At 37.8% G+C, this 26,251-nt stretch carries 26 protein-coding genes; 15 read left to right on the top strand and 11 right to left on the bottom strand.

Annotation, left to right across the window (positions count from 1 at the left end):
• Positions 1-483: 483 nt before the first annotated feature.
• From ACFYKT_RS20860 to cyoE, 7 genes are all read left to right on the top strand, one after another.
• Positions 484-795, top strand: a complete 312-nt coding sequence (locus ACFYKT_RS20860) for a PTS sugar transporter subunit IIB (RefSeq protein WP_389223649.1) — start codon at positions 484-486, stop codon at positions 793-795.
• A 13-nt stretch (positions 796-808) separates the two neighbouring features.
• The gene (locus ACFYKT_RS20855) at positions 809-1,135 is read left to right on the top strand and encodes a PTS lactose/cellobiose transporter subunit IIA (protein ID WP_389223646.1); all 327 of its coding nucleotides are present in this window, start codon (positions 809-811) and stop codon (positions 1,133-1,135) included.
• Between the two features lie 43 nt (positions 1,136-1,178).
• Positions 1,179-2,486: a PTS sugar transporter subunit IIC gene (locus ACFYKT_RS20850; RefSeq protein WP_389223643.1), complete on the top strand. Its 1,308-nt coding sequence runs from the start codon at positions 1,179-1,181 to the stop codon at positions 2,484-2,486.
• Position 2,487: 1 nt separating this feature from the next.
• Positions 2,488-3,570 (top strand): DUF871 domain-containing protein, encoded by a 1,083-nt coding sequence (locus tag ACFYKT_RS20845; RefSeq protein ID WP_389223640.1) that lies wholly within the window; start codon positions 2,488-2,490, stop codon positions 3,568-3,570.
• 103 nt (positions 3,571-3,673) lie between these two features.
• Complete coding sequence (locus ACFYKT_RS20840) at positions 3,674-4,384, top strand: glucosamine-6-phosphate deaminase (protein WP_389223637.1); 711 nt, start codon at positions 3,674-3,676, stop codon at positions 4,382-4,384.
• Between the two features lie 500 nt (positions 4,385-4,884).
• Positions 4,885-6,336 carry a DEAD/DEAH box helicase gene (locus tag ACFYKT_RS20835; RefSeq protein WP_389223634.1) on the top strand — a complete coding sequence of 484 codons (1,452 nt, stop codon included), beginning with the start codon at positions 4,885-4,887 and terminating at the stop codon, positions 6,334-6,336.
• A 66-nt stretch (positions 6,337-6,402) separates the two neighbouring features.
• Positions 6,403-7,344 (top strand): heme o synthase, encoded by a 942-nt coding sequence (gene cyoE / locus ACFYKT_RS20830; protein ID WP_389223631.1) that lies wholly within the window; start codon positions 6,403-6,405, stop codon positions 7,342-7,344.
• Positions 7,345-7,676: 332 nt separating this feature from the next.
• Here cyoE and ACFYKT_RS20825 read toward each other — a convergent pair whose 3' ends face one another.
• Positions 7,677-8,051: a DoxX family protein gene (locus tag ACFYKT_RS20825; RefSeq protein ID WP_389223628.1), complete on the bottom strand. Its 375-nt coding sequence runs from the start codon at positions 8,049-8,051 to the stop codon at positions 7,677-7,679.
• Between the two features lie 173 nt (positions 8,052-8,224).
• Here ACFYKT_RS20825 and hemG point away from each other — a divergent pair, with 173 nt between their 5' ends.
• A complete protein-coding gene (hemG, locus tag ACFYKT_RS20820; RefSeq protein WP_389223625.1) occupies positions 8,225-9,610 on the top strand; it encodes a protoporphyrinogen oxidase in 1,386 nt (461 codons plus the stop codon).
• A gap of 117 nt (positions 9,611-9,727) precedes the next feature.
• Here hemG and ACFYKT_RS20815 read toward each other — a convergent pair whose 3' ends face one another.
• The gene (locus ACFYKT_RS20815; RefSeq protein ID WP_389223622.1) at positions 9,728-10,096 is read right to left on the bottom strand and encodes a DUF1360 domain-containing protein; all 369 of its coding nucleotides are present in this window, start codon (positions 10,094-10,096) and stop codon (positions 9,728-9,730) included.
• Between the two features lie 292 nt (positions 10,097-10,388).
• On the opposite strand from ACFYKT_RS20815, the gene ACFYKT_RS20810 reads away from it, so the two are divergent.
• Positions 10,389-10,643, top strand: coding sequence for an amino acid decarboxylase (locus ACFYKT_RS20810; protein WP_389223619.1), 255 nt, complete (start codon positions 10,389-10,391; stop codon positions 10,641-10,643).
• A 175-nt stretch (positions 10,644-10,818) separates the two neighbouring features.
• On the opposite strand, the gene ACFYKT_RS20805 is transcribed toward ACFYKT_RS20810, so the two are convergent.
• The 4 genes from ACFYKT_RS20805 to ACFYKT_RS20790 all read right to left on the bottom strand — a co-directional run bounded on the left by ACFYKT_RS20805 (position 10,819) and on the right by ACFYKT_RS20790 (position 13,490).
• On the bottom strand, positions 10,819-11,280 hold the full coding sequence (locus ACFYKT_RS20805) for a hypothetical protein (RefSeq protein WP_389223616.1): 462 nt from the start codon (positions 11,278-11,280) through the stop codon (positions 10,819-10,821).
• Entirely contained in the window at positions 11,270-11,653 is a 384-nt protein-coding gene (locus ACFYKT_RS20800; RefSeq protein ID WP_389223613.1) for a hypothetical protein, read from the bottom strand. The genes ACFYKT_RS20805 and ACFYKT_RS20800 overlap by 11 nt, the downstream gene beginning before the upstream one ends.
• A gap of 351 nt (positions 11,654-12,004) precedes the next feature.
• Positions 12,005-12,622: a hypothetical protein gene (locus tag ACFYKT_RS20795; protein WP_389223611.1), complete on the bottom strand. Its 618-nt coding sequence runs from the start codon at positions 12,620-12,622 to the stop codon at positions 12,005-12,007.
• Positions 12,615-13,490, bottom strand: coding sequence for a hypothetical protein (locus tag ACFYKT_RS20790; protein ID WP_389223608.1), 876 nt, complete (start codon positions 13,488-13,490; stop codon positions 12,615-12,617). The genes ACFYKT_RS20795 and ACFYKT_RS20790 overlap by 8 nt, the downstream gene beginning before the upstream one ends.
• 549 nt (positions 13,491-14,039) lie before the next feature.
• Between ACFYKT_RS20790 and ACFYKT_RS20785 the strand changes: the two genes are divergently transcribed.
• Both ACFYKT_RS20785 and ACFYKT_RS20780 read left to right on the top strand, forming a co-directional pair.
• Positions 14,040-15,026, top strand: coding sequence for a diaminopimelate dehydrogenase (locus ACFYKT_RS20785; protein ID WP_389223605.1), 987 nt, complete (start codon positions 14,040-14,042; stop codon positions 15,024-15,026).
• A 448-nt stretch (positions 15,027-15,474) separates the two neighbouring features.
• Positions 15,475-16,917 (top strand): substrate-binding domain-containing protein, encoded by a 1,443-nt coding sequence (locus ACFYKT_RS20780; RefSeq protein ID WP_389223602.1) that lies wholly within the window; start codon positions 15,475-15,477, stop codon positions 16,915-16,917.
• An 85-nt stretch (positions 16,918-17,002) separates the two neighbouring features.
• Here ACFYKT_RS20780 and ACFYKT_RS20775 read toward each other — a convergent pair whose 3' ends face one another.
• Positions 17,003-17,452, bottom strand: coding sequence for a V4R domain-containing protein (locus ACFYKT_RS20775; RefSeq protein ID WP_389223599.1), 450 nt, complete (start codon positions 17,450-17,452; stop codon positions 17,003-17,005).
• Positions 17,453-17,605: 153 nt separating this feature from the next.
• Here ACFYKT_RS20775 and ACFYKT_RS20770 point away from each other — a divergent pair, with 153 nt between their 5' ends.
• Entirely contained in the window at positions 17,606-19,225 is a 1,620-nt protein-coding gene (locus tag ACFYKT_RS20770; protein WP_389223596.1) for a sensor domain-containing protein, read from the top strand.
• A 51-nt stretch (positions 19,226-19,276) separates the two neighbouring features.
• On the opposite strand, the gene ACFYKT_RS20765 is transcribed toward ACFYKT_RS20770, so the two are convergent.
• Entirely contained in the window at positions 19,277-19,861 is a 585-nt protein-coding gene (locus ACFYKT_RS20765) for a Uma2 family endonuclease (RefSeq protein WP_389223593.1), read from the bottom strand.
• 210 nt (positions 19,862-20,071) lie between these two features.
• On the opposite strand from ACFYKT_RS20765, the gene ACFYKT_RS20760 reads away from it, so the two are divergent.
• Positions 20,072-21,802, top strand: a complete 1,731-nt coding sequence (locus ACFYKT_RS20760; protein WP_389223590.1) for an ABC transporter ATP-binding protein — start codon at positions 20,072-20,074, stop codon at positions 21,800-21,802.
• Complete coding sequence (locus ACFYKT_RS20755; RefSeq protein ID WP_389223587.1) at positions 21,795-23,618, top strand: ABC transporter ATP-binding protein; 1,824 nt, start codon at positions 21,795-21,797, stop codon at positions 23,616-23,618. Before ACFYKT_RS20760 ends, ACFYKT_RS20755 begins: the two co-directional genes overlap by 8 nt.
• 283 nt (positions 23,619-23,901) lie before the next feature.
• Here the strand turns inward: ACFYKT_RS20755 and ACFYKT_RS20750 are convergent, their stop codons facing one another.
• Positions 23,902-24,570: a vWA domain-containing protein gene (locus ACFYKT_RS20750; protein WP_389223584.1), complete on the bottom strand. Its 669-nt coding sequence runs from the start codon at positions 24,568-24,570 to the stop codon at positions 23,902-23,904.
• 434 nt (positions 24,571-25,004) lie between these two features.
• On the opposite strand from ACFYKT_RS20750, the gene ACFYKT_RS20745 reads away from it, so the two are divergent.
• Positions 25,005-25,508, top strand: a complete 504-nt coding sequence (locus tag ACFYKT_RS20745) for a DoxX family protein (protein WP_389223581.1) — start codon at positions 25,005-25,007, stop codon at positions 25,506-25,508.
• Between the two features lie 250 nt (positions 25,509-25,758).
• Here the strand turns inward: ACFYKT_RS20745 and ACFYKT_RS20740 are convergent, their stop codons facing one another.
• Complete coding sequence (locus ACFYKT_RS20740) at positions 25,759-25,950, bottom strand: YfhD family protein (protein WP_053478895.1); 192 nt, start codon at positions 25,948-25,950, stop codon at positions 25,759-25,761.
• Between the two features lie 92 nt (positions 25,951-26,042).
• The gene (locus ACFYKT_RS20735; protein ID WP_389223578.1) at positions 26,043-26,168 is read right to left on the bottom strand and encodes a YfhE family protein; all 126 of its coding nucleotides are present in this window, start codon (positions 26,166-26,168) and stop codon (positions 26,043-26,045) included.
• Positions 26,169-26,251: the final 83 nt, after the last annotated feature.

The raw sequence follows: 26,251 nt of genomic DNA, 5'->3' as shown, positions 1-26,251 counted from the left end.
ATCCTTCATAATAACTAGCTCCTTCCGTAATGTAGCTCTGATTTGGTTTGTTTTTTCCAGTAAACATTCTAACCAAATTAACCTACGATTTTACGAGTAAGGAGCTAGTTTCGTTCATGATAACTCGGCGCTAAAGCGCCTGTGGGGTCTCACCTGTCCCACTCCTCCCGCAGGAGTCTCGCAACCTTCCGCTCCAATCAACAACCTTTTTTATCAACCGTTTTCATTTAAACAATTTATTCAAAAACAACAATCTTTAAAAAAAAGAGTCAACTGGATAAGAAATTGTAAAAAAAATTTTTCGTTTTTTTGTGGACTATACCAGTTCAGGAGAAGCTTGGGTCTTTGTGGATTTTTAAACTAGTCCAGTTTTTTTCTAGTGAACATGTAGTAAGAATATACTGAAAATTTAGTTGTGGTATATACCAATTGATGATATTCTCAATTTAGGAAGACGATAATAAGAACGGGGGACTACTATATATGAAACAAATTATGTTAGTGTGTGCAGCTGGAATGAGCACTAGTTTACTAGTATCGAAAATGCAAAAGGCAGCAAAGGAACAAAAGATAGAAGCAGACATTTTTGCTATCTCCGAAAGTGAAGTTGATCAAATTTTAAGGAGTAAAAATGTTGATGTGCTGTTACTTGGTCCACAGGTGCGTTATTTAAAGGGAGCTTACGATGTGAAGTATAAGGATAAGAAAATTCCTATTGAGGTCATCAACATGGCAGATTATGGAATGATGAATGGGGCGAATGTCCTGAAGCAAGCGATCACATTAATTGGGTGAGGGGGATGAAAAAATGGAACTAGAAGAGCCAGTCTTAATGCAAACAATCATGGGACTGATATTGCATAGCGGCAATACAAAAAGTGAATGTATGGAAGCCATCCAGCTTGCAAAAAAAGGAGATATCAAAGCTGCTAGGGAAAAGATTGATTTGGCTAATCAATCACTTGTAGAAGCCCATCGTTCCCAAACAGAGTTGCTGACACATGAAGCTAGAGGTGAAAAAGTAGAAGTATCACTGATGCTCATTCATGCACAGGATCACTTGATGAATTCAATTACTTTCCGTGACATGGCAAAGGAAATAATTGAATTATACGAAAGATTGACAAAGGAGTAACATCGATTAATGATGTTAGCCATATAAAATTTAATAAAGGGGAGTGTCGGAAATGTTCAGTTTTTTAGAAAGAAGTTTTGTACCAGTTGCAGCACGAATAGGGAATCAGCGCCATTTAGTAGCTATTCGTGATGGATTTATTACAATTATGCCACTTACGATTGTTGGGTCCTTTGCCGTATTAATTAACAATCTGCCTATTAAAGGTTACCAGAATCTTCTTGATTCGATTTGGGACCATGGAACATGGACACAATGGGGAGGAAATATGTGGGGGGCAACCTTTGGAGTTATCTCTCTATTGCTAGCCTTCTCCATTGCCTATCACTTAGCCAAAAGCTATGATAAGGATGCTCTATCGGCAGGTGTTATTGGATTATCAAGTTATATGACATTCGGTACTTTTGGTGAAGGCGGTCTAACAGGGTTAACAACTGGAACCGGCGGTATATTTGTTGCTATTATTATCGCTTTACTATCTTCAGAGATATTCTCCCGATTATCAGGGAATCGCCGCCTATTGATAAGAATGCCTGAAAGCGTACCTCCAGCTGTTTCAAAATCATTCGCTGCCTTGCTTCCGGCCATGATTACGATTGCCACATTTGCATTAATTCGCACAATTATTTCAGCAGGTTTCAATATTCCAGATATTATTGGTTCATTCTATACCTTCATTCAAGAACCATTTATGGGTCTAACAAATACATGGATTGCCGCATTAATCCTTGCTTTCATTCCTGCATTCTTATGGACATTTGGTATTCATGGTGCTAATATTATTGATCCATTTATGCAAACAATTAACTTGCCAGCCATTGATGCCAATGTTGCAGCACTAACAGCTGGAGAGGCAGCTCCATATATCATTAATAAGCCTTTCTTTGATGCCTTTGTTAATATGGGTGGATCAGGTACAACTATCGCTTTAATTATCGCAATATTCCTAATAGCTAGAAAAAATAAGCAGTACCGAACGGTAGGAAATCTATCAGCCGCACCAGGTCTATTTAATATTAACGAACCTTTGCTTTTTGGTTTGCCAATCGTATTAAATCCAGTTTTATTTATCCCATTTATCCTGACACCGATGGTAAACGTATCTATTGCCTATTTTGCGACAAAATTAGGAATGGTTCCTGCCGCAACAATTGCAGCTCCTTGGACAACACCGCCTATTATTAATGGGTTCTTAGTAACTCAGTCTTGGCAAGGAGCAGCATTGAGCTTTGTACTAATTGCTATATCTGTTTGTATCTACTTGCCATTTGTTGCAATGGCAAACAAAGCTACAAAAGTAGGAAAACTCCAATCAGGAGAGGCCGAATCATCGGAAAGCTTGAGGGTTTAGAATGAGAAGACTGGGAATATCTATTTATCCTCAACATAGCACGTTAAAAGAAATGAAAGATTATATTCAACTGGCACATACTAATGGCTTTGATCGTATGTTTACCTGCCTAATGTCTATTGGAAATGATGAAGAGAGATTGAAGCTGCAGCAAATTAATCAATTTGCACAACAGCATGGGTTTGAAGTGTTTGCAGACATTGCTCCTCGTGTATTGGAGGAATTAGGGATAAATTTTCGAGAAATCTCCTATTTAAAGGAACATTACCATTTGGATGGATTGCGATTAGATATGGGATTTACAGGTCAAGAAGAGGCATTCATGTCATTGGATGCTTCTAATATAAAAATAGAATTGAATATAAGTAATGGGACAAAGTATGTTGAAAATATCCTATCGTATAAGCCTGATATAACGAATATTGTAGGCTGTCACAACTTTTATCCAAGAAAGTATACAGGACTTTCTCGCAAACATTTTCTAAAGGCTTCCAAGCTTTTTAAAGATCATCATCTTCGCACTGCTGCGATGATTTCTTCACAGCACGCGAAGTTTGGGCCATGGGAAGAGACGCCTCACGGTTTACCGACATTAGAGGAGCATCGTCACCTGCCGATTAAAGTTCAAGCAAAAGATTTATGGCATACATGTTTGATTGATGATTTGATTATTGGGAATATGTTTGCCTCTAAGGAAGAAATAGAAGCCTTAGGTCGTTTAAATCGAAATAAATTAGAGTTAAGAGTTGAATTATTGTCACAAACCAATGCTTTGGAAGAAAGAGTCATTTTCGATGAGCCACATTTTAATCGAGGTGATGTATCTGAATATGTCATTCGAAGTACACAATCTCGCGTGAAATATAAAAATGAATCTTTTCCTCCTCATGATAGTGAAGACATCAAACGAGGTGATGTGACGATTGATAACGATTTGGATATTCGTTACAAAGGAGAGCTGCAGGTTGCTTTAAAGGCAATGCCGAACGCTGGCTCCACGAATATAGTAGCGAAAGTAGTTGACGAGGAATGTTTTCTACTTGACAAAATCGAACCATGGGAATCATTTGTCTTTGTGAGATAACTGATTAATAATAGAGTAGGATTGAGCAAGTAGTAATCGCTCAATCCTTTTTATTGTATGAAAATGCGGTATGGAAAACTTATTATGATAATGGAGGTATAGAATGACTTTGAAATTAGAAATATGGAAGAATCAAAATGAATTATACAATCGTGCGGTTGAAATTATTTCCGAACAATTAATGAGTGGTGCTAAAACATTTGGACTAGCAACGGGTGGGACGATGATCCCGCTTTATAAAAATTTAAGAAACAGCAAATTAGACTTCTCTCATTGCCAAAGTGTCAATTTGGATGAATATGTCGGCGTATCAAAAGATCATCCGGAAAGCTATTATACATTTATGAGAAGTCATCTTTTTGATGCTAAGCCATTCAAAGTAACAAATATTCCGGATGGTGTGGCGGAAGATATTCAAAAGGAATCGAAGGCTTATGAAAATTTATTAAAATCATTAACAGTAGACCTGCAAATATTAGGTGTTGGGGAAAACGGCCATATTGGCTTTAATGAACCAGGAACAGCATTTACTAGTGAAACACATGTGGTTGAGCTGACAACATCAACAAGGGAGGCCAATGCACGATTTTTCCAGTCAATTGAAGAAGTACCAAAACTGGCCATAACAATGGGGATTTCTTCAATCTTACGTGCAGAGTGCATCCTGCTGCTAGCAATTGGTGAGAAAAAAAGACCCGCAATTGAAGCGTTATTAAAAGGAAAAATAACTGAAGATATCCCAGTAACAAGTATTTTGCAGCACAGCAATGTAATATTGCTGACAGATTTAAGTATAGAAGAAGAAGGAACTTAGTTGTTTAGACTTACAGGTTTCATTTCTAATTATTGTTGAAATTACCAATACAAAAAAATATAGAAATCAAACGAATGTCTAAATTTGTGATATTATAGAGATTGTCGATTAAATTTAGGAAAATAAAATCGCTATCTTTTTTAGGGCATTAATAATATATAGAATCGAGAATGACCCAAAAGGTCGGTGAATAACGACTTTTTGGGTCATTCTTATTTGTGAATAAGAAAAGGTCATTTTTACAAAAAAGCTTGGTTGATTGTAGCGGAAGGTGCGAGACTCCTGCGGGCTGAGTGGGACAGGTGAGACCCCACAGGCGCTCTAGCGCCGAGGAGGCTCACCGCCCACCCCGCGGAAAGCGAGCATCCTGGAGCGGAAATCAACCTCTACAAACTATTTTTTAAGCAATAATATTTGCGAAAACAGCAAACAAAAAAGACTTCCCTTAGGAGGAAGCCTCAGTGAAGTGAATAAATAACTTAATAAGAAGAGGGAATGAAATGGGTACAGACAACTTTAGTGATTATCAATTAAGTGAAGAAATCAAAAAAGCATTGACTAGTTTAAACTATAAAAATCCAACAGAAGTCCAAAGAAAGGTAATACCTATCGCATTAGAGAACAAGGACCTCATTGTCAAATCACAAACAGGAAGTGGAAAAACTGCCTCTTTTGGGATTCCTATTTGTGAAATGGTTGAGTGGGAAGAAAACAAGCCACAAGCATTAATTCTTACTCCAACGCGTGAGCTTGCTGCTCAAGTAAAAGAGGATCTAACGAATATTGGACGATTTAAACGAATAAAAGCGACCGCTGTATATGGAAAACAACCTTTTGCTAAGCAAAAATTAGAATTAAAACAAAAAACACATATTGTTGTGGGTACGCCAGGAAGAGTGTTAGACCATATTGAAAAAGGAACATTTGTGGTAGAACGCCTGAAATATCTGATTATCGATGAAGCAGATGAAATGCTTAATATGGGCTTTATTGATCAAGTGGAAGCGATTATAAATAAGCTGCCAGTAAACCGAGTCACCAGTGTTTTCTCAGCAACATTGCCAAAAGACATTGATCAGCTCTGCCATAAATACATGAATCATCCGATTGAAATAGAAATGAAAGCGACAGGGATAACGACAGCCAAAATCGAACATTCCCTTTTAGAAGTAAGGGAAGAAAATAAATTTTCTCTCCTTAAAGATATTACGATTGTGGAGAATGCAGATAGCTGTATCATTTTCTGTCGAACACAAGAGCGAGTAAATGATCTATTGGAGCAACTGAACGATTTAAACTACCCTTGTGATAAAATTCATGGTGGCATGTATCAGGAGGATCGATTTGCTGTCATGAACGATTTTAAACGTGGCGAGTTCCGCTACTTAGTTGCTACAGACGTTGCAGCAAGAGGAATTGATATTGAGAATATCAGCCTTGTTATTAATTATGACATTCCATTAGAAAAAGAGAGCTATGTGCATCGAACTGGAAGAACAGGTCGTGCTGGTAAAGCCGGAAAAGCAATCACATTGATGACACCCTATGAAGAAAAGTTTCTGGGAGAAATAGAAGAATATGTTGGTTTTGAAATCCCAAAGGCTGATGCACCATTAAAAGAAGAAGTGGAAAGAGGAAAAGCGGCTTTTGAGGAAAAGATAAATATGAAGCCTACTCTTAAAGAAGATAAAAGTGCGCGATTAAATAAAGATATCATGAAGCTATATTTCAATGGCGGCAAGAAAAAGAAGATTCGAGCGGTTGATTTTGTAGGTACGATTGCAAAAATAAAAGGTGTAACATCAGAAGATATTGGGATTATCACAATACAGGATCAAGTATCGTTTGTTGAAATATTGAATGGCAAAGGCCCGATAGTCTTACAAGCAATGAAAAAAACAACAGTAAAGGGCAAGTTATTAAAAGTGAATATAGCTAATCAGAGGAAATGACAGATTGTCGAAAATACAGTATTATTGTATATGAATTTCGTACAACATTCTTTGGGGAGGATAAAAATGAGTAAAGATGTGAAACCTTCTCCACAGAAGGCTGGAAAGACTGCTACATCGAATAAACAAAATACAAATTCCCTACTTGCTGATTTACGAGCACTTTTTAAAGCAGCAGTATTGATCGCAAATGTTTTACCTGTTTTTTCAGGGTTTTGGCTAGCTCTCTACTTTACTAATGCTTCTTTCTCTGATCATTGGAGATTATTTCTACTATTAATGATTGGAAGTACATTTGTTATGGCTGGAGCGCTCATTATTAACAATTGGTACGATGTTGATATTGATACGGTGATGGATCGAACGAAAAATCGTCCAACCGTTACAGGAAATATTTCTCTTAAAGTAGTTCTAACAATGGGAATTACTTTTACAATACTGGGATTTATCCTTTTACTTTTTACAACAATTGAAGCTACGATCTACGCTTTTATCGGATGGTTTGTCTATGTTGTGCTATACACCATGTGGTCCAAGCGGAAATATACACTTAATACCGTTATCGGAAGTGTTTCTGGTGCTGTAACGCCTCTTATCGGATGGACGGCAATCGAATCTGGCTTTCATTTAGTGCCAATTGTATTATTCCTTATTTTATTTATTTTCCAAATGCCTCATACTTTTGCCATCGCTATGAAAAAGTATAATGAATATAAAGCGGCTGAGGTTGCAATGTTGCCAGTTGTATATGGATTTGAAATGACCAAGCGGCAAATGGTTATCTACATTGCCTGCCTGCTGCCATTGCCTTTCTTCCTATCATCTCTTGGTACCGCATTTATGATCATTGCAACTTTGCTTAATATTGGTTGGCTGGCTGTAGGCATAAGCGGATTCTTCACGAAGAATGATCTCAAATGGGCTCATGTAAACTTTCTTTATTCAGTCAACTATGTAACCATTTTATTTCTCATGATGGTTATTGTAACACTGCCGGTATTTCATTGAATGTAAGGCACTTTTTTAAAAGATTGTTATTTTGAACAAGTTATATGAACGAAAATTTCACAAAAAATTTAGTTGATTGGAGCGGAAGGTGCGAGACTCCTGCGGGACGAGTGGGACAGGTGAGATCCCGCAGGCGCTCTAGCGCCGAGGAGGCTCACCGCCCACCCCGCGGAAAGCGAGCACCTGTAGCGCAAATCAACCTCTACCAACTATATTTTAATTAGCAACAATGATTGCAAAAACAGCAAATTAAAACGATAAGCAAAAAACATCCTCAAGTGTCCTTGTGGATGTTTTTTTATCAGGTAAGAAGTGGAATGACTGTTAAAAGCCTATCTTCTTTGAGAATGAGTATAGAGAATAAATAATAATACCAACATAATAATGTCTAATCGTGCCTGAAAAGCAAAGGCCATAAATCCTGTATGCAAAATGGGCACCTTTGTTAACAGCAAAGCTGCAATCATAATGGTTAGTAAAGGAATGGTTGCTTTCTTAACACTTTTATTAGCCAATATAGAAATCCCACAAACGATTTCAAGCAGTGCGACAATATACATCAAATAGAGAGGATAAGGCAGGCCGAGATTGACAAAAGATTGGCTTAAATCTTCACTAATTAATTTCATCAAGCCAGAAGTAATAAAAACATAAGCGACTATATATCGAATGAGATGGATTGCGGATAAAGACGTATGAATGTTCATTCCCCCCTTTGTAAAAATGTATGCACAGAATGGGACAAACAATACAGAAAAGTTCAAGCCCCTTTAAATGCTCAAAACAGACAAATCGACATAAAATGTCTAAGGATTTTGCCAGATATCGTATGATATAATGAGGCGTATGGTAAACAGAATGTAAATAGAGGTGTACATAAATGAAAACAGTTCTAGTCATTGGCGGCGGTGTGACGGGCTTATCCGTCATGTATGAATTACATAAATGGAAGATAGCGAATCAGTCAGATGTAAGATTGGTTCTAGCTGAGGCTGCTAGTGAACTTGGCGGAAAGATTCGAACGGTGAAAGAAAATGGCTTTCTAATGGAAGCTGGTGCAGACTCAATCGTAACTAGAAAAGCGAATATGATGTCATTTATTGAAGAACTTGGATTAGAAAGTGAAATTGTTTATAACGCCTCAGGGCGATCGTTTATTTATACAGATGGTGAAATTAAGCCAATCCCTGCAGATGCTGTATTTGGGATTCCTACAAGTATTGAATCATTAGCGAAAAGCACCCTCGTATCAGCAGAAGGAAAGGTAGAAGCCTTAAAGGATTTTTATACAAAAAATGAAACCTTTACAAAAAATGACTCCATAGGAGAATTTCTTGAGCATTTTCTAGGCAAAGAATTAGTTGCAAAACAAATTGCTCCAGTACTTTCCGGTGTCTACTCTGGGAAACTTAGTGATTTAACAATTGCAACAACACTCCCCTTTGTATTCGATTATAAAGAAGAATACGGAAGCATTATAAAAGGCTTTGAGGCAAATAAAAAGAAATTCCAAAGTGGCGGTGGACAAAAGTTTATTTCATTTAAGAATGGGTTAAGCGCCTTAATTGATACTTTTGAAGCAAAGCTTGAAGAAGCTGAAATTTTAAAGAATACGAAAGTAAGCAAAATAAATAAAGTTAACGAAAGATATCATGTGACTTTGGAAAATCAAGATGTCATTGAAGCAGATCATGTGGTGCTCGGAATTCCTCATACAGCTGCAGAAAACTTACTTGATGATCCGATAATAAAAAATGAATACGCCAAATTGGAAAATAGTTCACTTATTAGTGTGTATGTTGGCTTTGATGTACCAGATAGTGTACTGCCAAAGGATGGAACAGGATTTATTGCAGCAGAAAATAATGAACTCAAATGCAATGCCTGCACATGGACAAGCAGGAAATGGGGGCATACTTCAGAAAGCGGCAACTTGCTTGTAAGACTATTTTATAAAAGTATTCACCCAGCCTTCGATTCTATAAAAGACATGAACGAAGATGAACTGCTCCAAGTAGCACTTGAGGATATTCGGAAGAGCCTTCAAATCACGGCTGAACCCATTTCAAGTGAAGTAACGAATTGGTCTGGTCAAATGCCTAACTATTTGATTACCCATCGTCAAAGCGTAGAAGCACTTGAAAGCAAACTCGCAGCTTTATATCCTGGGATTGAAATAGCAGGCTGTTCATATTACGGAGTAGGTATTCCCGACTGTATTGAAAATGGAGAAAAAACGGCGAAGAGAATTATTCAATCACTATAATTGATGATTAAAAGAAGAGGCTGTCCCAAAAGGGAAGCCTCTTTAATCTATTTAGGCACTTCGATTTTTATTAGGCGCTCCATCATGTTTCCTTAGCCTGACATAATGAAAGAACCGCTATTTCTTGTTTTGCTTAATTTGTTCATTATACATTTCTGTCTTTTTAATATTAACCCCTACAAATGTCTCCAATATTGCTTGTCCACCCGCAATGGCAAGAATGAAAATAATGTATCTGGCAAAAGAGGGAACAAATATGTACATCAAGCCTAGAAGGATGGCAGACCAAACCCCTGTACACCAGTAGCAAGTCAATAGGTAACCAATCATAGACTTTGGCACTTTCTTGATTTCATGAGAGGCAGACTCTTTTTTCTTTAAAAAAAGATCCCTTAATGGCTCTGCTATTTTATCAAAAACAATTAAATGTGTTAAACGATAACTTGCTAATATGATCATGATGAAACCCATGGATGATATCTCCATAAAATAACTCCTCCTTACCGCCTAATTTAATTATCACCGGAAAAGGTTTAGATTATAGGGTTCCTTTAATGAAAAAATAATTCATGAGCATCTACTTACAACTATTTATGCAAATGTCGGTCTGCCTAATTTCACTGCGCTGGTTATTACTTCGTACATAAATGCTTGTTCAATTAAGCAGACCGACCATTTATTGTTGCACAGAAAAGTAAAATGTGATGAATCGCACAATATAACTCCGAGCTTATGTATAAACTAGACTTTAGATAGGTAAGAAATGGAGGAAGAAATAATGATTGATGTACAACTTGATGGTGAGCGTGCAATTATAGATGTTCGTGGAAATATTGCAAGAGGTGAACACCCAAAAAATGAGATCTTCAAGTATGTGAAAGAAGCTCCGGTAGGAACAATCATAGAAATTCATGTGCCTTTTCGAGCAGAACCGTTAATTGGTGCCCTCTCATCATTTGGGCTGAATGTGACTATCACTGAACTGGCACCAGACCATTTCCGGTTAATGACTGTTAAATTGAATGAAATATAATAATAAATTTATGAGCATCAACAATTAAAAATGTAAAGGTCGTTCGTCTCATTTCCATGCGCTGGTTATTCTTACGCACTTAAATTAAGCAGACCGGCCATTTATTTTTTACACAGAAAAGGCCATACCCTCAGCATAGCAATAGAGGGTATGGCCTTTATTGGAAAAAACTAACTCATTGCTTAAAAATAGTAGATATAATCTCAGCAGTCGTCATTCCACTTTCTACTTCATACGTACCAGGACGTAGCTTGGTGGATACACCACGTTTTTCAACTTCATTAAAAAATTCCTTAGAGCTTTTAATAATATTTGCATTCTCAAGTGCTTTTCCCACATCAATGCTTGTCATACCCATGGATACGGTTAGCATTGTTCGATAGATGACGGTTTCTTTTGACTTATCTTCTGTCTTTGGTTCACTCGGTTTTGCAGCAGCAGTTTGTTCATTCCACTCTTCTTTTGTATGAATGACATAACCCTTTGAGGTTAATAGACTTTTCATCTCATCATCAGATGGTTTTTCAATATGCTGTGTTTCTGGCGTTTCATCAGAAGTCAAGTAGTACACTGTACCACATAGACTGGCTGCGACCATTAGTCCTGCGGCAAAGCTCCGCATTGATTTAGAGGTCATTTGCACTAGTACCTCCTTCATCCTTCACTTTTATATAAGGAGAAAGGAAATGTTCCACTTCATCTTTAGTCAGCTGCTTTTCCGTTGCAATGCTTTCAAATGAATATCCACGCTTATGTAGATCAAGCATTTCTCTAAGCAAAATTCGCTGCATAGGAGAATCTGCTAATATCCCCGCTTCTTGTGCAATAATTTCCGTATCAAATTCAATCTTTCGAACTTGCTGCTGTAGTTGATCTACTTCATTCATTAAAGAAAAAGAAACTTGATCTATTTGTTGCTCTAAATTTGATGTGGATTGCTTCTCTTTAATAAATGACAAAATGAGAAGAATCAATGCTGCACCAAATAATATACCTAACATCCATCCCATTAACCTATGACACTTCCTCACATGAATCTATTCTCTTGCAGTTTCCTATTATACATGGTTTCTCCCCAGAATTCGATTGAATAATAGAAAACACAACAATGGTCGTATGTTTATGACAGAAATAGGTGAAGGAGGTATATTTTTTATTTAAGGTTGTTGTTGCAAATATTGTTGCTAATGGAAAAGTAGTGAGTAGAGGTTGATTTCCGTTCCAGGCTGCTCGCTTTCCGCGGGGTGGGCGCTGAGCCTCCTCGGAGCACAAGGCTCCTGTGGGGTCTCAGCTGTCCCACTCCTCCCGCAGGAGTCTCGCACCTTCCACTCCAATCAACCGACTTTTTTTGTAGAAAGTTCTCATTTATACAACTTATTTACTGACAATAACTCTTTATCTTGTTCTTCTAAATATAAAAAATGCTTTCGATATTTTCGAATTAAAGTAAGGATGGTAATTTCCAAGGTAATGGAAATAATGAAGCTGATGATAATAATATAAAAGGCGGCTTGATCTGAAACATTTAATATAAATGGAAATACTGTCATGGTCCCAAGTGATCCAATGAGATAGACATTTAATCGATCTTGTGATCGTTCAGGAAGCTCATATATGTTCAGTTTCTTAGCCATTTCTATTAATCCATAAATACTGTAATAAATAACAACCAAGTGGAGAAGCCCGAAGATGGTTGAAGACGCCATGGTGATAAGTGATGAGCTAGATGGCTGAAATTCGTCTAACGGAATCGCAGGGATTAGAAAAAAGGCTGGGACGGACAAAATAACTAAGAAAACAGCAGCTATTTTTGCTTTTCGAAAAAACAATGAGTAAGGCTTTAGCCCACTTATACCAGAAACGATCATAATATAGCCGATAACATCAGGCAAGATATCAAAATAGATGATATTGATGTCTAGTAGGACGAGCAGTAATCCCCAAAAGATTTTGTTAATAGCATAAGGAATCTCAATCATTATTTGCCTCCTTGACGATGGCTTGAATATCTTTTTCATTTAAATATGGGCGATAGGTAAGATCGAAAGGAGTAGTGTACGCGAGCCCATTTTGTTTTTTGCCCTCTAGTCTGCCATTTATTTGATAGAAGTTTCGCTGAATCGAATTATCTTTCTCAAAGGAGAACTGGTAGTTAATAGAGAGGCTTTCCCCTTTTTGAAGAGTAATTGGAAAAAGATCCGGACGCAGCGGTTGTCCGCCAGAAAAAAGACTATTCCCAGGCCTATGAGGTGATTTTTTGAGCTCCACTTGGTCCTGGTTAAGCCGTAAGGAAAGTGCAGACTTTAAATCTTCAAAATAGGGAATATTGATTCCTGATAGTTCAATGTTTTTTTCCGCTTCTACTATATAAAAACCGCTATTATCACTGGATCCTCCTGAAGCTTTAAATTGTAAGGCCGCTTCGGTAGGTTTGAAAAATGATATTTCTCCAATATCCATGGCAACAGATTCCCCGTTTGAAAGATGGGCAGTAATTTCGTTAAAACGCAAACTTTCTGCCGGTATATTGCCAAGCATATAGTCTTCTAGTCGGACATACATTGTTTTTATTTTATAGTGTCGGTATGTCTCCGCATGTGACTCGAATGTGGGGGATAAAATGATTTCTGTTCCCGGTACTGTGGCCATTTGAATATCAACATCTTCATTGCGGTTAACAAGATAATGAAGCTCCAGCATGAATCCATTTTGAAAGGGAATGTCATAATAATGCTTAAGCATAATCGGCTGCTTCAGTTGCTTTACAGAAAAAAACAAATAATTGCCAATGAGGCTAATCAATACAATAGCCATACCTACATAAAGTACGTAATTTCTTAATTTCATCGCGAAATCCTTTCCCGAAAATAATAGGTTAATATTTACATATCTAATTATAATCAATCTTTTTCCTTATTAGTTCCAAAAATTAAAAATTCCTTCAACTGTTTCTCTAACAAATTGTTGTTTTGAATAAGTTTTCTCAATGAATAAATTGCCTAACTAAATTGGTTGATTGGAGCGGAAGGTGGCGAGACTCCTCGAAAATGCATCCGCATTTCCTCGTGCGGTGTCAATTCAAGAAGCCTATTCAATGTCCTGCGGGAAGTGTGGGACAGCTGAGACCCCACAGGTGCTTGCGCCGAGGAGGCTCAGCGCCCACCCCGCGGAAAGCGAGTCGCCTGGAGCGCAAATCAACCTCTACCAACTACATATTATTAAGCAACATAATTTGCGAAACATCCTATTTATAAAAAAACGATTATTATAGAAAGTAGAATTCTATTTAGCAGAGAATTTCGAATTTCTTTTATTGAGTAACGCGATAAAAAAAGGTAACATAGAAAAATAGGATATGACTTGTCCTACACATAATTGAGATACGGAGGGGAAACAATGAACAATCAAATAAAAATAGGCATTGTCGGTTATGGAAACCTTGGCAGAGGGGTCGTTGCGGCAATTGAGCAAAGTACCGATATGGAAATAGCAGGTATATTTACTAGAAGAGCACCAGAAAGTATCTCAGTTCATAATCCCAATTTGAAAGTATTACCCATTTCGCAAGCAGAAGAATGGAAAGATGAAATTGATGTCATGATTTTATGTGGCGGTTCAGCTACAGATCTGCCTGAGCAAGGACCTCAATTTGCACAAATGTTTAACACAGTTGATAGCTATGATACGCATGCGAAAATTCCTGAATATTTCGATTCAGTCAATAAAGCAGCAACAGAAAGTGGAAAGACAAGTATCATCTCTGTAGGCTGGGACCCAGGCCTATTCTCGATTAATCGTTTAATGGCTGAAGCGATTCTTCCAAAAGGAGAAACCTATACGTTTTGGGGAAAAGGCGTTAGCCAAGGACATTCGGATGCAATTCGTCGAATCGAAGGTGTTAAAGGGGCTGTACAATACACTGTTCCGATTGAAAATGCGATTGAAAGTGTAAGAAGTGGTGAAAATCCTGAACTCTCGACAGCAGAAAAGCATTTGCGTGTGTGCTATGTCGTTTCGGAAGAAGGCTACGATCAAGCAAAAATTGAAAAAGAGATTAAAACAATGCCTAACTATTTTGCTGATTATGAAACAGAAGTGAACTTCATTACTGAAGCAGAATTGAAAGAGGATCATTCAAAGCTGCCTCATGGTGGATTTGTCATTCGCGGAGGTCATTCGGGTGAAGGCAATAAGCAAATAATCGAGTTCTCATTAAACTTGGATAGCAATCCGGAATTTACATCGAGCGTACTTGTTGCTTATGCACGTGCGGCTTACCGTTTAAATAAAGAGGGACAGACTGGTGCGAAATCGGTATTTGAAGTACCACCAGTTTATTTATCTCCAAAATCTGCAGAAGAATTGAGAAGAGATCTGCTTTAAGGCAATAAGGATTAGAAAGTCAATGCTACTTTCCTTTCTTTACATCATTAGTTGTTACAGTCATCTGTGACAACTTTTTTTATGCCTTCTAACCGTTTGACAAAAAAGGTCGGTTGATTGGAGCGGAAGGTGCGAGACTCCTCGAAAATGCATCCGCATTTCCTCGTGCGGTGTCCATTCAAGAAGCCTATTCAACGTCCTGCGGGAGTAGTGGGACAGCTGAGACCCCGCAGGCGCTTTAGCGCCGAGGAGGCTCAGCGCCCACCCCGCGGAAAGGGAGTACCTGGAGCGGAGATCAACCTCTACTCAATCATGCTAGAAGCACCAATGTTTGCGAAAACAACCTTCTTCAAAATGACTTTATGCAGGATGGCACTTGTAAAAAAGGTGTAATTAGTGTAATATTACACTAATATTAATTGTATAAGTATGGAAGGAGATGTTTTCTTTGATAAAGAATGCAGGAAGATTGCTATTGTTTTTTGGGATTATTCCCTTTGGTTTATCTTTTTTAACATTTGCATTAATGAGTGTCGGGATGGACCAAATACTCATTGCTACGATTCTGCCAATGATCATTGGGGGAATAGTATTAGGATTTGCCGTTAGTAAAAGACAAAGGGTTCAGCTTGGGGAACGGATTACCCTTTTTAGTATTCCGCTTGTTTATACTGGAATATTATGGGCTGTTTTTATGCTTATTAGCAGCGGATTTTATGGTGAAGATGTTTGGTTTATTTTTGCGCTATCACATATTGCCTATGCTCCTATCTATTTTATGGCTTCATTAATGGGAGTTGGCGGTGTTTTTATATGGGCACCATTAGCCTTTGAGCTGTCTATGTTAGCTGGAGTCCTCTTAGCTATGTTTGGAAGGAAAGAACGTCCTGTTTTCAAAAAGAAGCAGCTCTTAGTCATTTTGGCCACGATATTAATTGGCTTTGGGACTGGAACGGCGGTACAATGGCAGCGAAGTCAAACGGTATTGCCATCGTATGGATTTGAATACGGCGGTGGATACTCGAGTACCGATTTATCCCCTTATGAGGTAACAAATCCTGCAAATAAACTGCCGAAGCTTGATTCACCGGCTACATTTAAGATTAAAGATCCTGGTGATATGCCTATCCTAGATGGTGCAGAAGCGGCATTTCCTGTCTATTCTGCTTTTGCGAATGCGACTTATGAAAATGTAAAGAGCAATGGAGACAAGATTACCTTTACAAACACGATTTATGCATATGAACGTCTATTATCAGGTGAGGTAGATGTTTACTTCGGTGCAGAGCCATCCGCTGAGCAAATGAAAATGGCGGAAAAGGCTGGGAAAGAGCTAGAAATGACACCGATTGGTAAAGAAGCATTCGTATTCTTTGTTAACCCTGCGAATAAAATTAATAGTTTAAGTGTTTCTGAAATTCAAGGCATTTACTCTGGGAAAATTAAAAAGTGGTCAGATGTTTCAGGGAAAAACGAAAGAATAATTGCTTTCCAACGGCCAAAAAACTCCGGAAGTCAAACATTATTGGAAAAAATTATGGGGAATACTCCAATCATGAAGCCGCTAAAGGAAGAAGTTCCAGCTGGGATGGGTGGAATATTAGAAGAGGTTGCAGATTACCGGAATTATGATAATGCAATCGGGTTTTCATTCCGTTTTTTTGCAACAGGGATGAATCCAAATGCAGACATAAAATTACTTGCCATTGATGGGATAGAGCCAAGTCCTGAAAATATTTCAAGCAGCACCTATCCGTTTACAGCATCCCTCTATGCCATTACATTGAAGGATAGCTCAAAACCTACAATTAAACCATTCCTAGAGTGGATGACAGGTCCAGAGGGGCAGAAAATTGTTGAAGACATTGGATATATTAAACTAGCAAATTAAAGTAAAAGGCACTGTGGGTGACAAAAATTTCGCCGCAGTGCCTTTCACAATTTAATTATATTTAATATAGTGTTTTTAGTGCAAGCTATGAAAAATTAATGATGTATTCACAGTTTTCATCACCGTTTACATTACATTTTACTTCACGGATACTTATTTTTCCGTCATAGATTTTTGAAAGAGCCCCTTCTAAAATAGCTCCTTCCAAGTCACAAACCATGTTTCCCTCATTGACTGGAAGTCCTTCGCAAAAGCAATCTTCAATGGCAATGTGCATTTTATTGTCAGTCTTCTCGATGATTTTGGGAATCCCAATCTTTAGCTCTTCAAAGAGGGTCAGTACATCTTCGATTGATTGCACAGGCATACTTTTTCCAATCTCTCTTCCGACTGTAATGGTTGTGTTCTTTCCTTTCATTGGCAGGCCCTGATACATGCCAATTAATCGAACAGATCGAAATAATTCTAAGGGAACAAGATTTCCTAATGTTTCTCGTTTGATTTTCTTCATATCGTCAAATGTGAATAGATTCATATTGAATTCCTCCATTTTAGTAGCACTTAGTTGAGTAGAGCACACCTTTCTATTATATTTTATTCTTTTACTCGAAACATTGATTTAAATCAATAACATTCCTATAAGTAACAGGTAAACTAAATAAAGGTAGAATAATGGGGGTGAATCATAATGAATTCTACTTTATATAAAGATATCTTTGATCAATTACATACTTGTGCCATCATCTCGGATCAATCAGATATCGTTGTTTCGGTGAACACTAAGTTTATAGAGTTAAGTGGGTTTGCTAGTGAAGAAATGATAGGGATGAATATAGAAGCTATATTGAATGGAAAATATGAATTAAACGAGCAGTGGAATAATAATGTTTTCATAATGAAGAAGGATGGAAGTACATTTTCGCAGCGGCTTTCTGTGAAATCAATAACAGATGCACTCAGCGGGGAGGAATACAAGATTTGGTTATTAACAGATTTTAAAGTTTGTAACTTAGATCCTTTAACCAATCTTCCAAACAGAAATTTACTTGACCAAAAGCTTACCCAAGCAATTAATCGGGCAAGAGAGGAATCTACCATTCTAGCCGTTTTATTTCTAGATTTAGACCGGTTTAAGTTTGTGAATGATACGCTTGGCCATTCCTCTGGTGATCAATTATTAACAGAAGCCTCCGTTCGAATAAAAGAGGTGATTGGTGAGGAAAATGTGGTTGCCCGAATGGGTGGGGATGAATTTGTTTGTTTTCTAGAGGATTTAAGCAGTGAGAAAGAGGCAGAGCTTTTTGCAAAGCGAATTATTTTGTCATTCTCTAAGCCATTTTCTTTAAAAGAAACGGAAATGTACATAACCACTAGCATTGGAATTAGTCTTTATCCTTTTGATGGGGATGAGGTCGAGCAGCTGATTACGAATGCAGATTCCGCAATGTATCGTGCCAAGAAAAAAGGAAGAAATCAGTACGAGAAAGCAAAAGCAGATGTGAATGCAGGGGGCTTTGAAAAATTGCTCTTAGAGAATAATCTGCGCAGAGCGTTAGAAAGAGATGAATTGACATTATATTTTCAGCCGCAAGTTGATCTGAAAACGAATCAGATTAAATCTTTGGAAGCGTTAATAAGATGGAATCATCCTGATTTAGGTCTTATTTCACCAGGTGATTTTATCCCCATTGCCGAAGAGTCAGGATTAATTGTCCCAATTGGAGACTGGGTGTTGAGGACCGCATGTATCAAAATGAAAGAATGGCAGAATGCTGGGTACCCTCCAGTAAGAATTGCAGTTAATTTATCTGCAGGGCAATTTCTAAAAAGCGATCTTGTGAAGAAAGTGAAAACCATTTTAGAAGAAACAGGCCTTGCACCTTCTTATTTAGAACTAGAAATTACAGAGAATATGGTTATGCATGATGTACACTTGGCCATTCAAGTTCTTCGGCAGTTAAAGGAAATCGGCATTCAAATCTCTATTGATGATTTTGGTACGGGGTATTCTTCATTAAATTATTTAAAAGAGTTTCCAGTAGATACGTTAAAAATTGATCGTTCATTCATCCGTGATATTGATAAAAATCCGAGCAGCGTGGCCCTGACAAAGGCTATCACAACATTAGCGCATGATCTTAATTTAAAGGTCATTGCTGAAGGTGTTGAAAACTTCAAGCAGCTTTCTGTGGTGAAACAGCATTCATGTGATGCCGTTCAAGGGTTTTATTTCAGCAGACCTCTCAGTTACGAAAATGTTGTTCATTATTTAAATGATCATGACCAAAAAGTCTCTGGAAATGATTGAAGTATCGTTGCAGGTTCCATAAATATTTGAAGTGGAACCTGCAATCATAAGTTAGTCGAATTCTAAAAAGGAAAAAATCTCATGGATGGAGAAGCTAACGTTAGGAAAAATTGTTGAGGTGAAGATATGATTCTCTTGATCATAAATTTCTTCTAGTTGAAAGGAATCTGAGTGCAAAACATACTTTTCAATTAATTGGTTTTGATAATCGACAATCAAATATTCTCTAACTCCAGCTTTTTCATAATAATTCCGCTTACGCAGCCGGTCGTTTCGGGCTGTGCTCGGGGATAATACTTCGACAATCAGTTCAGGAGCACCATAGCAGCGTTTGTTGCGGAGTTTGCTTTTATCACAAACAACAGATATATCAGGTAAAACGGTAACATTCTCTTTTCCCTTCTGTTCTTCCTTAAAGGGAAGTATAACTTGAAAATTACTTCCGAAAACCTGGCAGGTATTCCCTTTTAATGCTGAACCAATCTCTCTTATTAAATTGGCAATAACCCCTTCATGCTCAAATGCTGCTGGAGACATTGAAATTGGCACACCTTCATATAATTCCATTCGCTCTTCTCCAACGAATTGAAAAAACTCCTCTAATGTATATAATTGATTTTCCTTTTGTTCCTTCAAAATAATCCCTCCCTTGTTAAGTAATATTCTTCATTCAAATCTTATCAACTTCCCTTTTTTTCCGCAAGCTAAGCAGAGATGATGAGAAAATTAAATTTCTTACATACAATTATTTAAAAATTCCGCAAAAAGAGATATGATGTTAGTAATCATTTATTTAGGGATTCGAAGGAAATAATAAACAAAGAAAGTCAGCTTGGAGGATATCAAATGTTAAAGGTGATTTCATATTTAAAGCCATACCGGATAGCTGTTGTCATTGCACTTATATTAATGCTGACAGAGCTTGGGGTAGAGCTTGTTCAGCCGCTATTAATGGCAAAGATTATTGATGACGGCATCCTAGTGAATAATTTGTCTGCGGTGATGAAATGGGGCGGTCTAATGATCGGCTTTTCATTCATTGCTTTTGCAGCAGGGGTGATCAATTCCTTCTATGCAGCTCATGTAAGTCAAAGCTTTGGGTTTGATGTGAGAAAGGCTATATTTGAAAAAGTACAATCTTTTTCTTTTGCGAATTTCAATCAATTCCCTGCATCATCCTTAATTACAAGAATGACGAATGATATTACGCAAATACAAAATACTGTTTTTATGAGCTTAAGAATCATGCTTCGTGCACCTTTGCTCATTATTGGCGGGTTAGTGATGGCATTCGTCGTTAATGTAAAGCTGGCGCTGATTTTATCGGCAGTAATTCCCTTTTTATTTGTTTTTCTCATTTGGGTGATGAATAAAGGGGGAGAACTATTTAAAAATGTCCAAGAAAGATTAGACTCAGTGAATGGAGTCATGAGAGAAACACTGACCGGCATTCGGCTAATAAAGGCTTTTATCAGACGAAAATATGAGGTTAGCCGGTTTGCAAAGGCAAACGGAGAGTTGAAGGACCGTACGGTTACGGCATTAAGAATCATGGAAGTAACGATGCCGGTATTGCTATTTATTATGAATCTAAGCATTATTGGTGTTCTATGGTTTGGAAGTGTGCAGCTGAATACAGGCGAAGTAAAAGTAGGAGAAGTGGTAGCCATTGTTAACTATGCCACTCGAATTACCGCTGCTTTCTCCATCTTTTCTTTTATCATTATGGCGTTTTCACGCGCACGGGCTTCTTCCAATCGAATTGTAGAGGTAATGGAAACGCCGATAGATCTTCTTGATCGAAGGGATGCAGATTCTTCATTGGGTGTGAAAGAAGGAAAGATAGAGTTTAAGGATGTTATGTTTCAATATCCTGGTACTGAAGCATCTGCAATTGATCGAATGAGCTTTACCGTTCAGCAAGGGCAAACCATTGCAATTCTTGGTGCAACTGGCTCAGGGAAAACCTCGCTATTTCAGTTGATCCCTCGTCTATATGATGTGAATGGCGGGCAAGTATTAATTGATGGAATGGATGTCCGCGAGATGAGGATGGAAAATTTGCGAAAGCAAATTGGATACGTTCCGCAGGAAGCACTATTATTTTCAGGAAGTGTAAAAGAAAACATAGGATGGGGCAAGGAAGATGCTTCCATGGAGGATATTATTGAAGCGGCAAAGGATGCGCAAATCTATGACACCATTAAGAAATTACCGAATCAATTTGAAACAAAGCTTGGCCAAAAAGGGGTAAACCTTTCGGGTGGGCAGAAACAGCGGCTTTCCATTGCAAGAGCACTGGTTAGAAAACCAAAAATCTTGCTTTTGGATGATAGCACAAGCGCATTAGATCGAAGAACAGAAGCAAAATTACTTCAAGCTTTAAAAGCATACACATGCACGACCTTAATCATTACCCAGAAAATAAGTACGGCGATGGAAGCGGATCAGATTCTTCTTCTAGAGAATGGAAGATTATTAACTAAAGGGACGCATGACTCTTTGCTCGAAACCTCGAAATTATATAATGAGATTTTCAGCTCCCAGTCGAGAGAGGAGAGCAGAAACTATGCTTAAACAATTAATCAGGCCATTTCAATATAAGAAAATCAAGACAGATATGGAGACCTCACCAAGCAACAATAAACAAAAATCAAAGAATTATTTAGGCACTTTAAAAAGAATTTGGTATTTTCTCTCTTCTAATAAAGGGCTATTATTTCTTGTCTTATTCATGGTTTTCGTCAGTTCTGCCTTGGGCTTGCTTGGCCCGTATTTAGTAGGAATGGCGATAGACGATTATATTGTTACTAGAAAGATGGAAGGGTTCATTCCGTTACTGGTCGCACTCGGGGTAATTTATGTTTTCTACTCTTTATCTATTTGGTTCCAAAATTACTGGATGATCGGGATTGCGCAAGATACGGTCTATACGATGAGAATGAAGCTATTTCAGCATTTACATAAGCTGCCGATTCCCTTTTTTGATAAACGTCAGCATGGGGAATTAATGAGTAGAATAACAAATGATATCGAAAATGTCAGCTCAACACTCAATAGCTCTGTCATTCAAATTTTTTCAAGCCTACTTACCCTTATTGGGACAGTGGCTGTAATGCTTTGGCTTAGTCCATTGCTGACATTATTAACCTTGATCATTGTTCCTTTGATGTTTTTCGGAATGAAGTGGATTACGAAACGGACGGGACCGTTATTTAAGGAACAGCAGCGAAATCTGGGGGAATTGAATGGGTTTATTGAAGAAACGATTTCAGGCCAACGGATTATCAAAACGTTTTCTCAAGAGAAGAAGGTAACAGCAGAGTTTTTCGAGAAGAGTGAAAAGTTAAGAGCTGCAGGCTATTGGGCGCAGACATACTCTGGCTTTATTCCAAAGCTAATGAATGTCTTGAACAATTTGAGCTTTGCGATCATTGCTGGGGTCGGAGGGATACTTGCATTAAATAATATGATTTCTATCGGTGTGATCGTTATCTTTGTTGAGTATTCACGCCAATTTACCCGTCCTTTGAATGATTTGGCGAATCAATTTAATACCCTTTTATCAGCCATAGCTGGCGCAGAAAGAGTATTCGAAATCTTAGATGAAGATGAAGAATTTAAGGATGAACAATTGCTTGAAGAGCTCTCACAAGTAAAGGGCGAAGTCGAGTTTAAGAACGTCACCTTTTCCTATGAAGAGGAAAGTAAAACGGTAAAGAATATTGATCTACATGTGTATCCAGGGGAGACTGCTGCATTTGTTGGACCAACAGGTGCTGGAAAAACAACGATGATCAACTTGCTCTCCCGTTTCTATGATGTAGACAGCGGAAGTATTTTTATTGATGGAAATGATCTTGCTAAAGTGAAGAAAGAAAGCTTGCGTAAATATATGGGCTTTGTTTTACAGGATTCATTCATGTTTCAAGGAACGGTACGGGAGAATATTCGGTATGGGAGACTGGCGGCGAGCGATGATGAAGTAGTAGAAGCAGCAAAGCTTGCGAATGCCCATTCCTTTATTGTAAGACTTCCGGATGGTTATGATACGATTTTGAGTCAGGAGGGAAGTGGCATTAGCCAAGGGCAAAAGCAGCTTTTATCCATTGCAAGGGCCTTTCTTGCCAATCCGACCATCTTAATTTTAGATGAAGCAACAAGCAGCATTGATACTGTCACAGAATTGAAGATCCAGGCTGCCTTACAGAAATTAATGAAAGGAAGAACAAGCTTTGTTATTGCCCATCGTTTAAATACCATCCAAAATGCAGATCGGATCTTTGTTCTTGATGAAGGAAGAATTATTGAAGAAGGAAATCATGAATCCCTGCTGAAGGAAAAAGGCTTTTACTATCAATTGCATGGGAAGGTAGTTGCCTCAGGGACATAATCGATGAATGCTTGATAAACTGAGGGGTTTGCAAGAATAATTGTGAAATTGCAAGAATAACTGGCAGTTTGCAAGAAAGACTGAAAAGTTGCAAGATTAATTGCTGTATTTGCAAAATAAATGATAAAATGAATAAATTACTTGATACGCTGCAAAAGTTGTTAGTTAAATCAATAATCGGATGAATAGGAAGCAAAATTCATCCCAATAAGAGCTAAACAAACTTAAAATGGCTGTTAAAATGATAATATTTCATTTTAACAGCCATTTTTTTATATAAATTCTATTGAATGACCCTTTTTTCCTTCGCTTCCTTCAACCATTCTGGAAACTCATTTAGAAGCAGGCTGTACAATTCGTCATCAGATATTGCTTCAACATCTTTTATATGAAAGAAGTTTGCATTATCAATGAAACGGCCTTCCATTTCATCGAGATTTTTTAATACCTCGAAATTTGAATCCCCAATGCCAACAAATTGCCAGAAGAGTGGTTTGTTAGAGGAAGAAACGACAGGCTTTTTGATCGTTCTTTTACAGCCTCCATCATTAATAAATACGATAAAGGCAGGATCTGAACTTGGATCCTCAACCGTATATTTTTCAATGATGTCTTCCATTACCGGAGGCTCATCATTTCTGCCAAACTTATGTATTAATGAATTGTTTAAAATATACTGATCTACATAGCCCTCGAAATCAGCTTCAGTAACAGGCTTCAATCTTGAAAATTCATTATCATATACCCATACATCCAATGATCCATCATCATCAAATTGGCTTGCAACAGCAAGAATTCGCTCGACTACCTTCTGAACGGTTCCGTTTTTGTATAGGCGGCGCATGGATCCGGAAATATCTAATACGAGTGCTACTCTTGCTGTTACATTTGTTAAATTTCTTTTCTCAAGAACGATTTGGGCAGATTTCTTTAATAGACTGATTGTGCTCATAAACTTCCTCCTTGATTGGATTTAGGACAATGACTAGTTTAAATGTACCATAAAATGGTTTGAGATATAATGAGTATTCTGAAAATTACAGGAGACTAAGTACACAAGTGATCCTTATCCACAAGTTTAATAACATCAATGCAGCATAATAAGCATTTAGTCCGGTTCAACATAACTGGGGATACCAGCTGTTCACAAGTTATACAAATCCAAATGAAGTTTTGTGAAGAATTGGTGAAGTGCATTGTCAAAAGGGAAAGAAGAGCGTATATTAAAAGTGTAGAAAGAAAGTGAAAAGCTTCACAAGAAATAAAACGAATCAACAAACTTTCTACAAAAAAAAGCTGGCCGGCTTGAACCCATGGTTGGGTAAAAATTTTTTAATCCAAATTGTGAACAATTTCACAAATTAAAAATTATTGGAGATGATTACTATGAAATGGTGGAAAACTCCTCAAGTAGCGGTAGCATGGACAATTTTGAGAATTTGGTTAGGAATTCAATGGATACAAGGTGGATGGCATAAAGTAGTAGATGGTTTTGATGCTAGTGGATTTATGCAGGGCGCAATTGCAAAAGCAACAGGGGATCATCCAGCAGTACAAGGTTGGTACGCAGGATTTCTAGAAAACTTTGCATTACCTAACGCGGATCTATTCAGCACATTAGTAGCCTATGGTGAAGTTCTAGTTGGACTTGGTTTAATCCTTGGAGTAGCAACAATCCCAGCATTAATTGCAGGAGCATTCATGAACTTTAACTTCTTAATGGCAGGAACTGTCAGCACTAATCCAATTCTTTTTACAGCAGCAATTATTCTACTCTTTACAGGTAGCGGTGCATACTTCTGGGGCGTTGACCGATTTGCAATCCCATATGTGAAGAACCTGATTGGAAAACGAGGAAATGAAGTTGATAAAGCAGCGCATAATCACTAATTGACTAATAAATATAAGAAGCAAGCTCCTAATGGGAACTTGCTTCTTTTTTAAAAAGATAAGAAAGTATAACTTTTGAGTCAGAGAATTGTCTAGCTCCAGCGCCTATCGCCTATCAAACTTCAGGTCTCCTCCCTACGATAAGTCAACATCGGTTCGCTCACGCTCACCGTGTTTCCTTTATCTCAGTCGAAGCCCTTCCAGTTTGTACGGCGATGAACAAGGCGCTTGCGCTTTTCTTATACATGCTTTAACTTTTTCGTTGTTTTCCCTTTACTCTTTGATTGGCAGCATTGGCACGTGCTTGAGCTTCTAAATCAGCTTGATCAGCAAGCTCTGCCGAATACTCTTCATCAATTCCATCAGATTTCATGTTTTGTGGAACCTGTGGAAGGGATGCTTTGTTTTTATCACGAGATCTTTGCCCACGAGAACGACCCATAACAAAAAACTCCTTTCAAAATAAAAAGTACGGAATGCTCAATGATTCCGTACTTTTATTTTTTCCGTAAACAAATACTCTATGAATGGAAATTAATGTTTTGTCCTTTTGTCAACATACCCGCCTGCTCGATCAGCACGCTGAAATTCACGTGCATAATTAACTTCTTGCATACTTGATAAGGTTCGTTTCTTTTTATCCTTAGTTTTTTTATCCATTGCGATCATCCTTTCCAAATAAGGTCATTTTCACGCCATCCATATTTTTCCCCTATCTGCAAAGATTGATACAATGAAAGGTA

Source organism: Cytobacillus mangrovibacter (genome assembly GCF_042865275.1).
Taxonomy (GTDB): Bacteria; Bacillota; Bacilli; order Bacillales; family Cytobacillaceae; genus Cytobacillus; species Cytobacillus mangrovibacter.
This window is presented reverse-complemented; position numbering and strand designations above follow the sequence as displayed.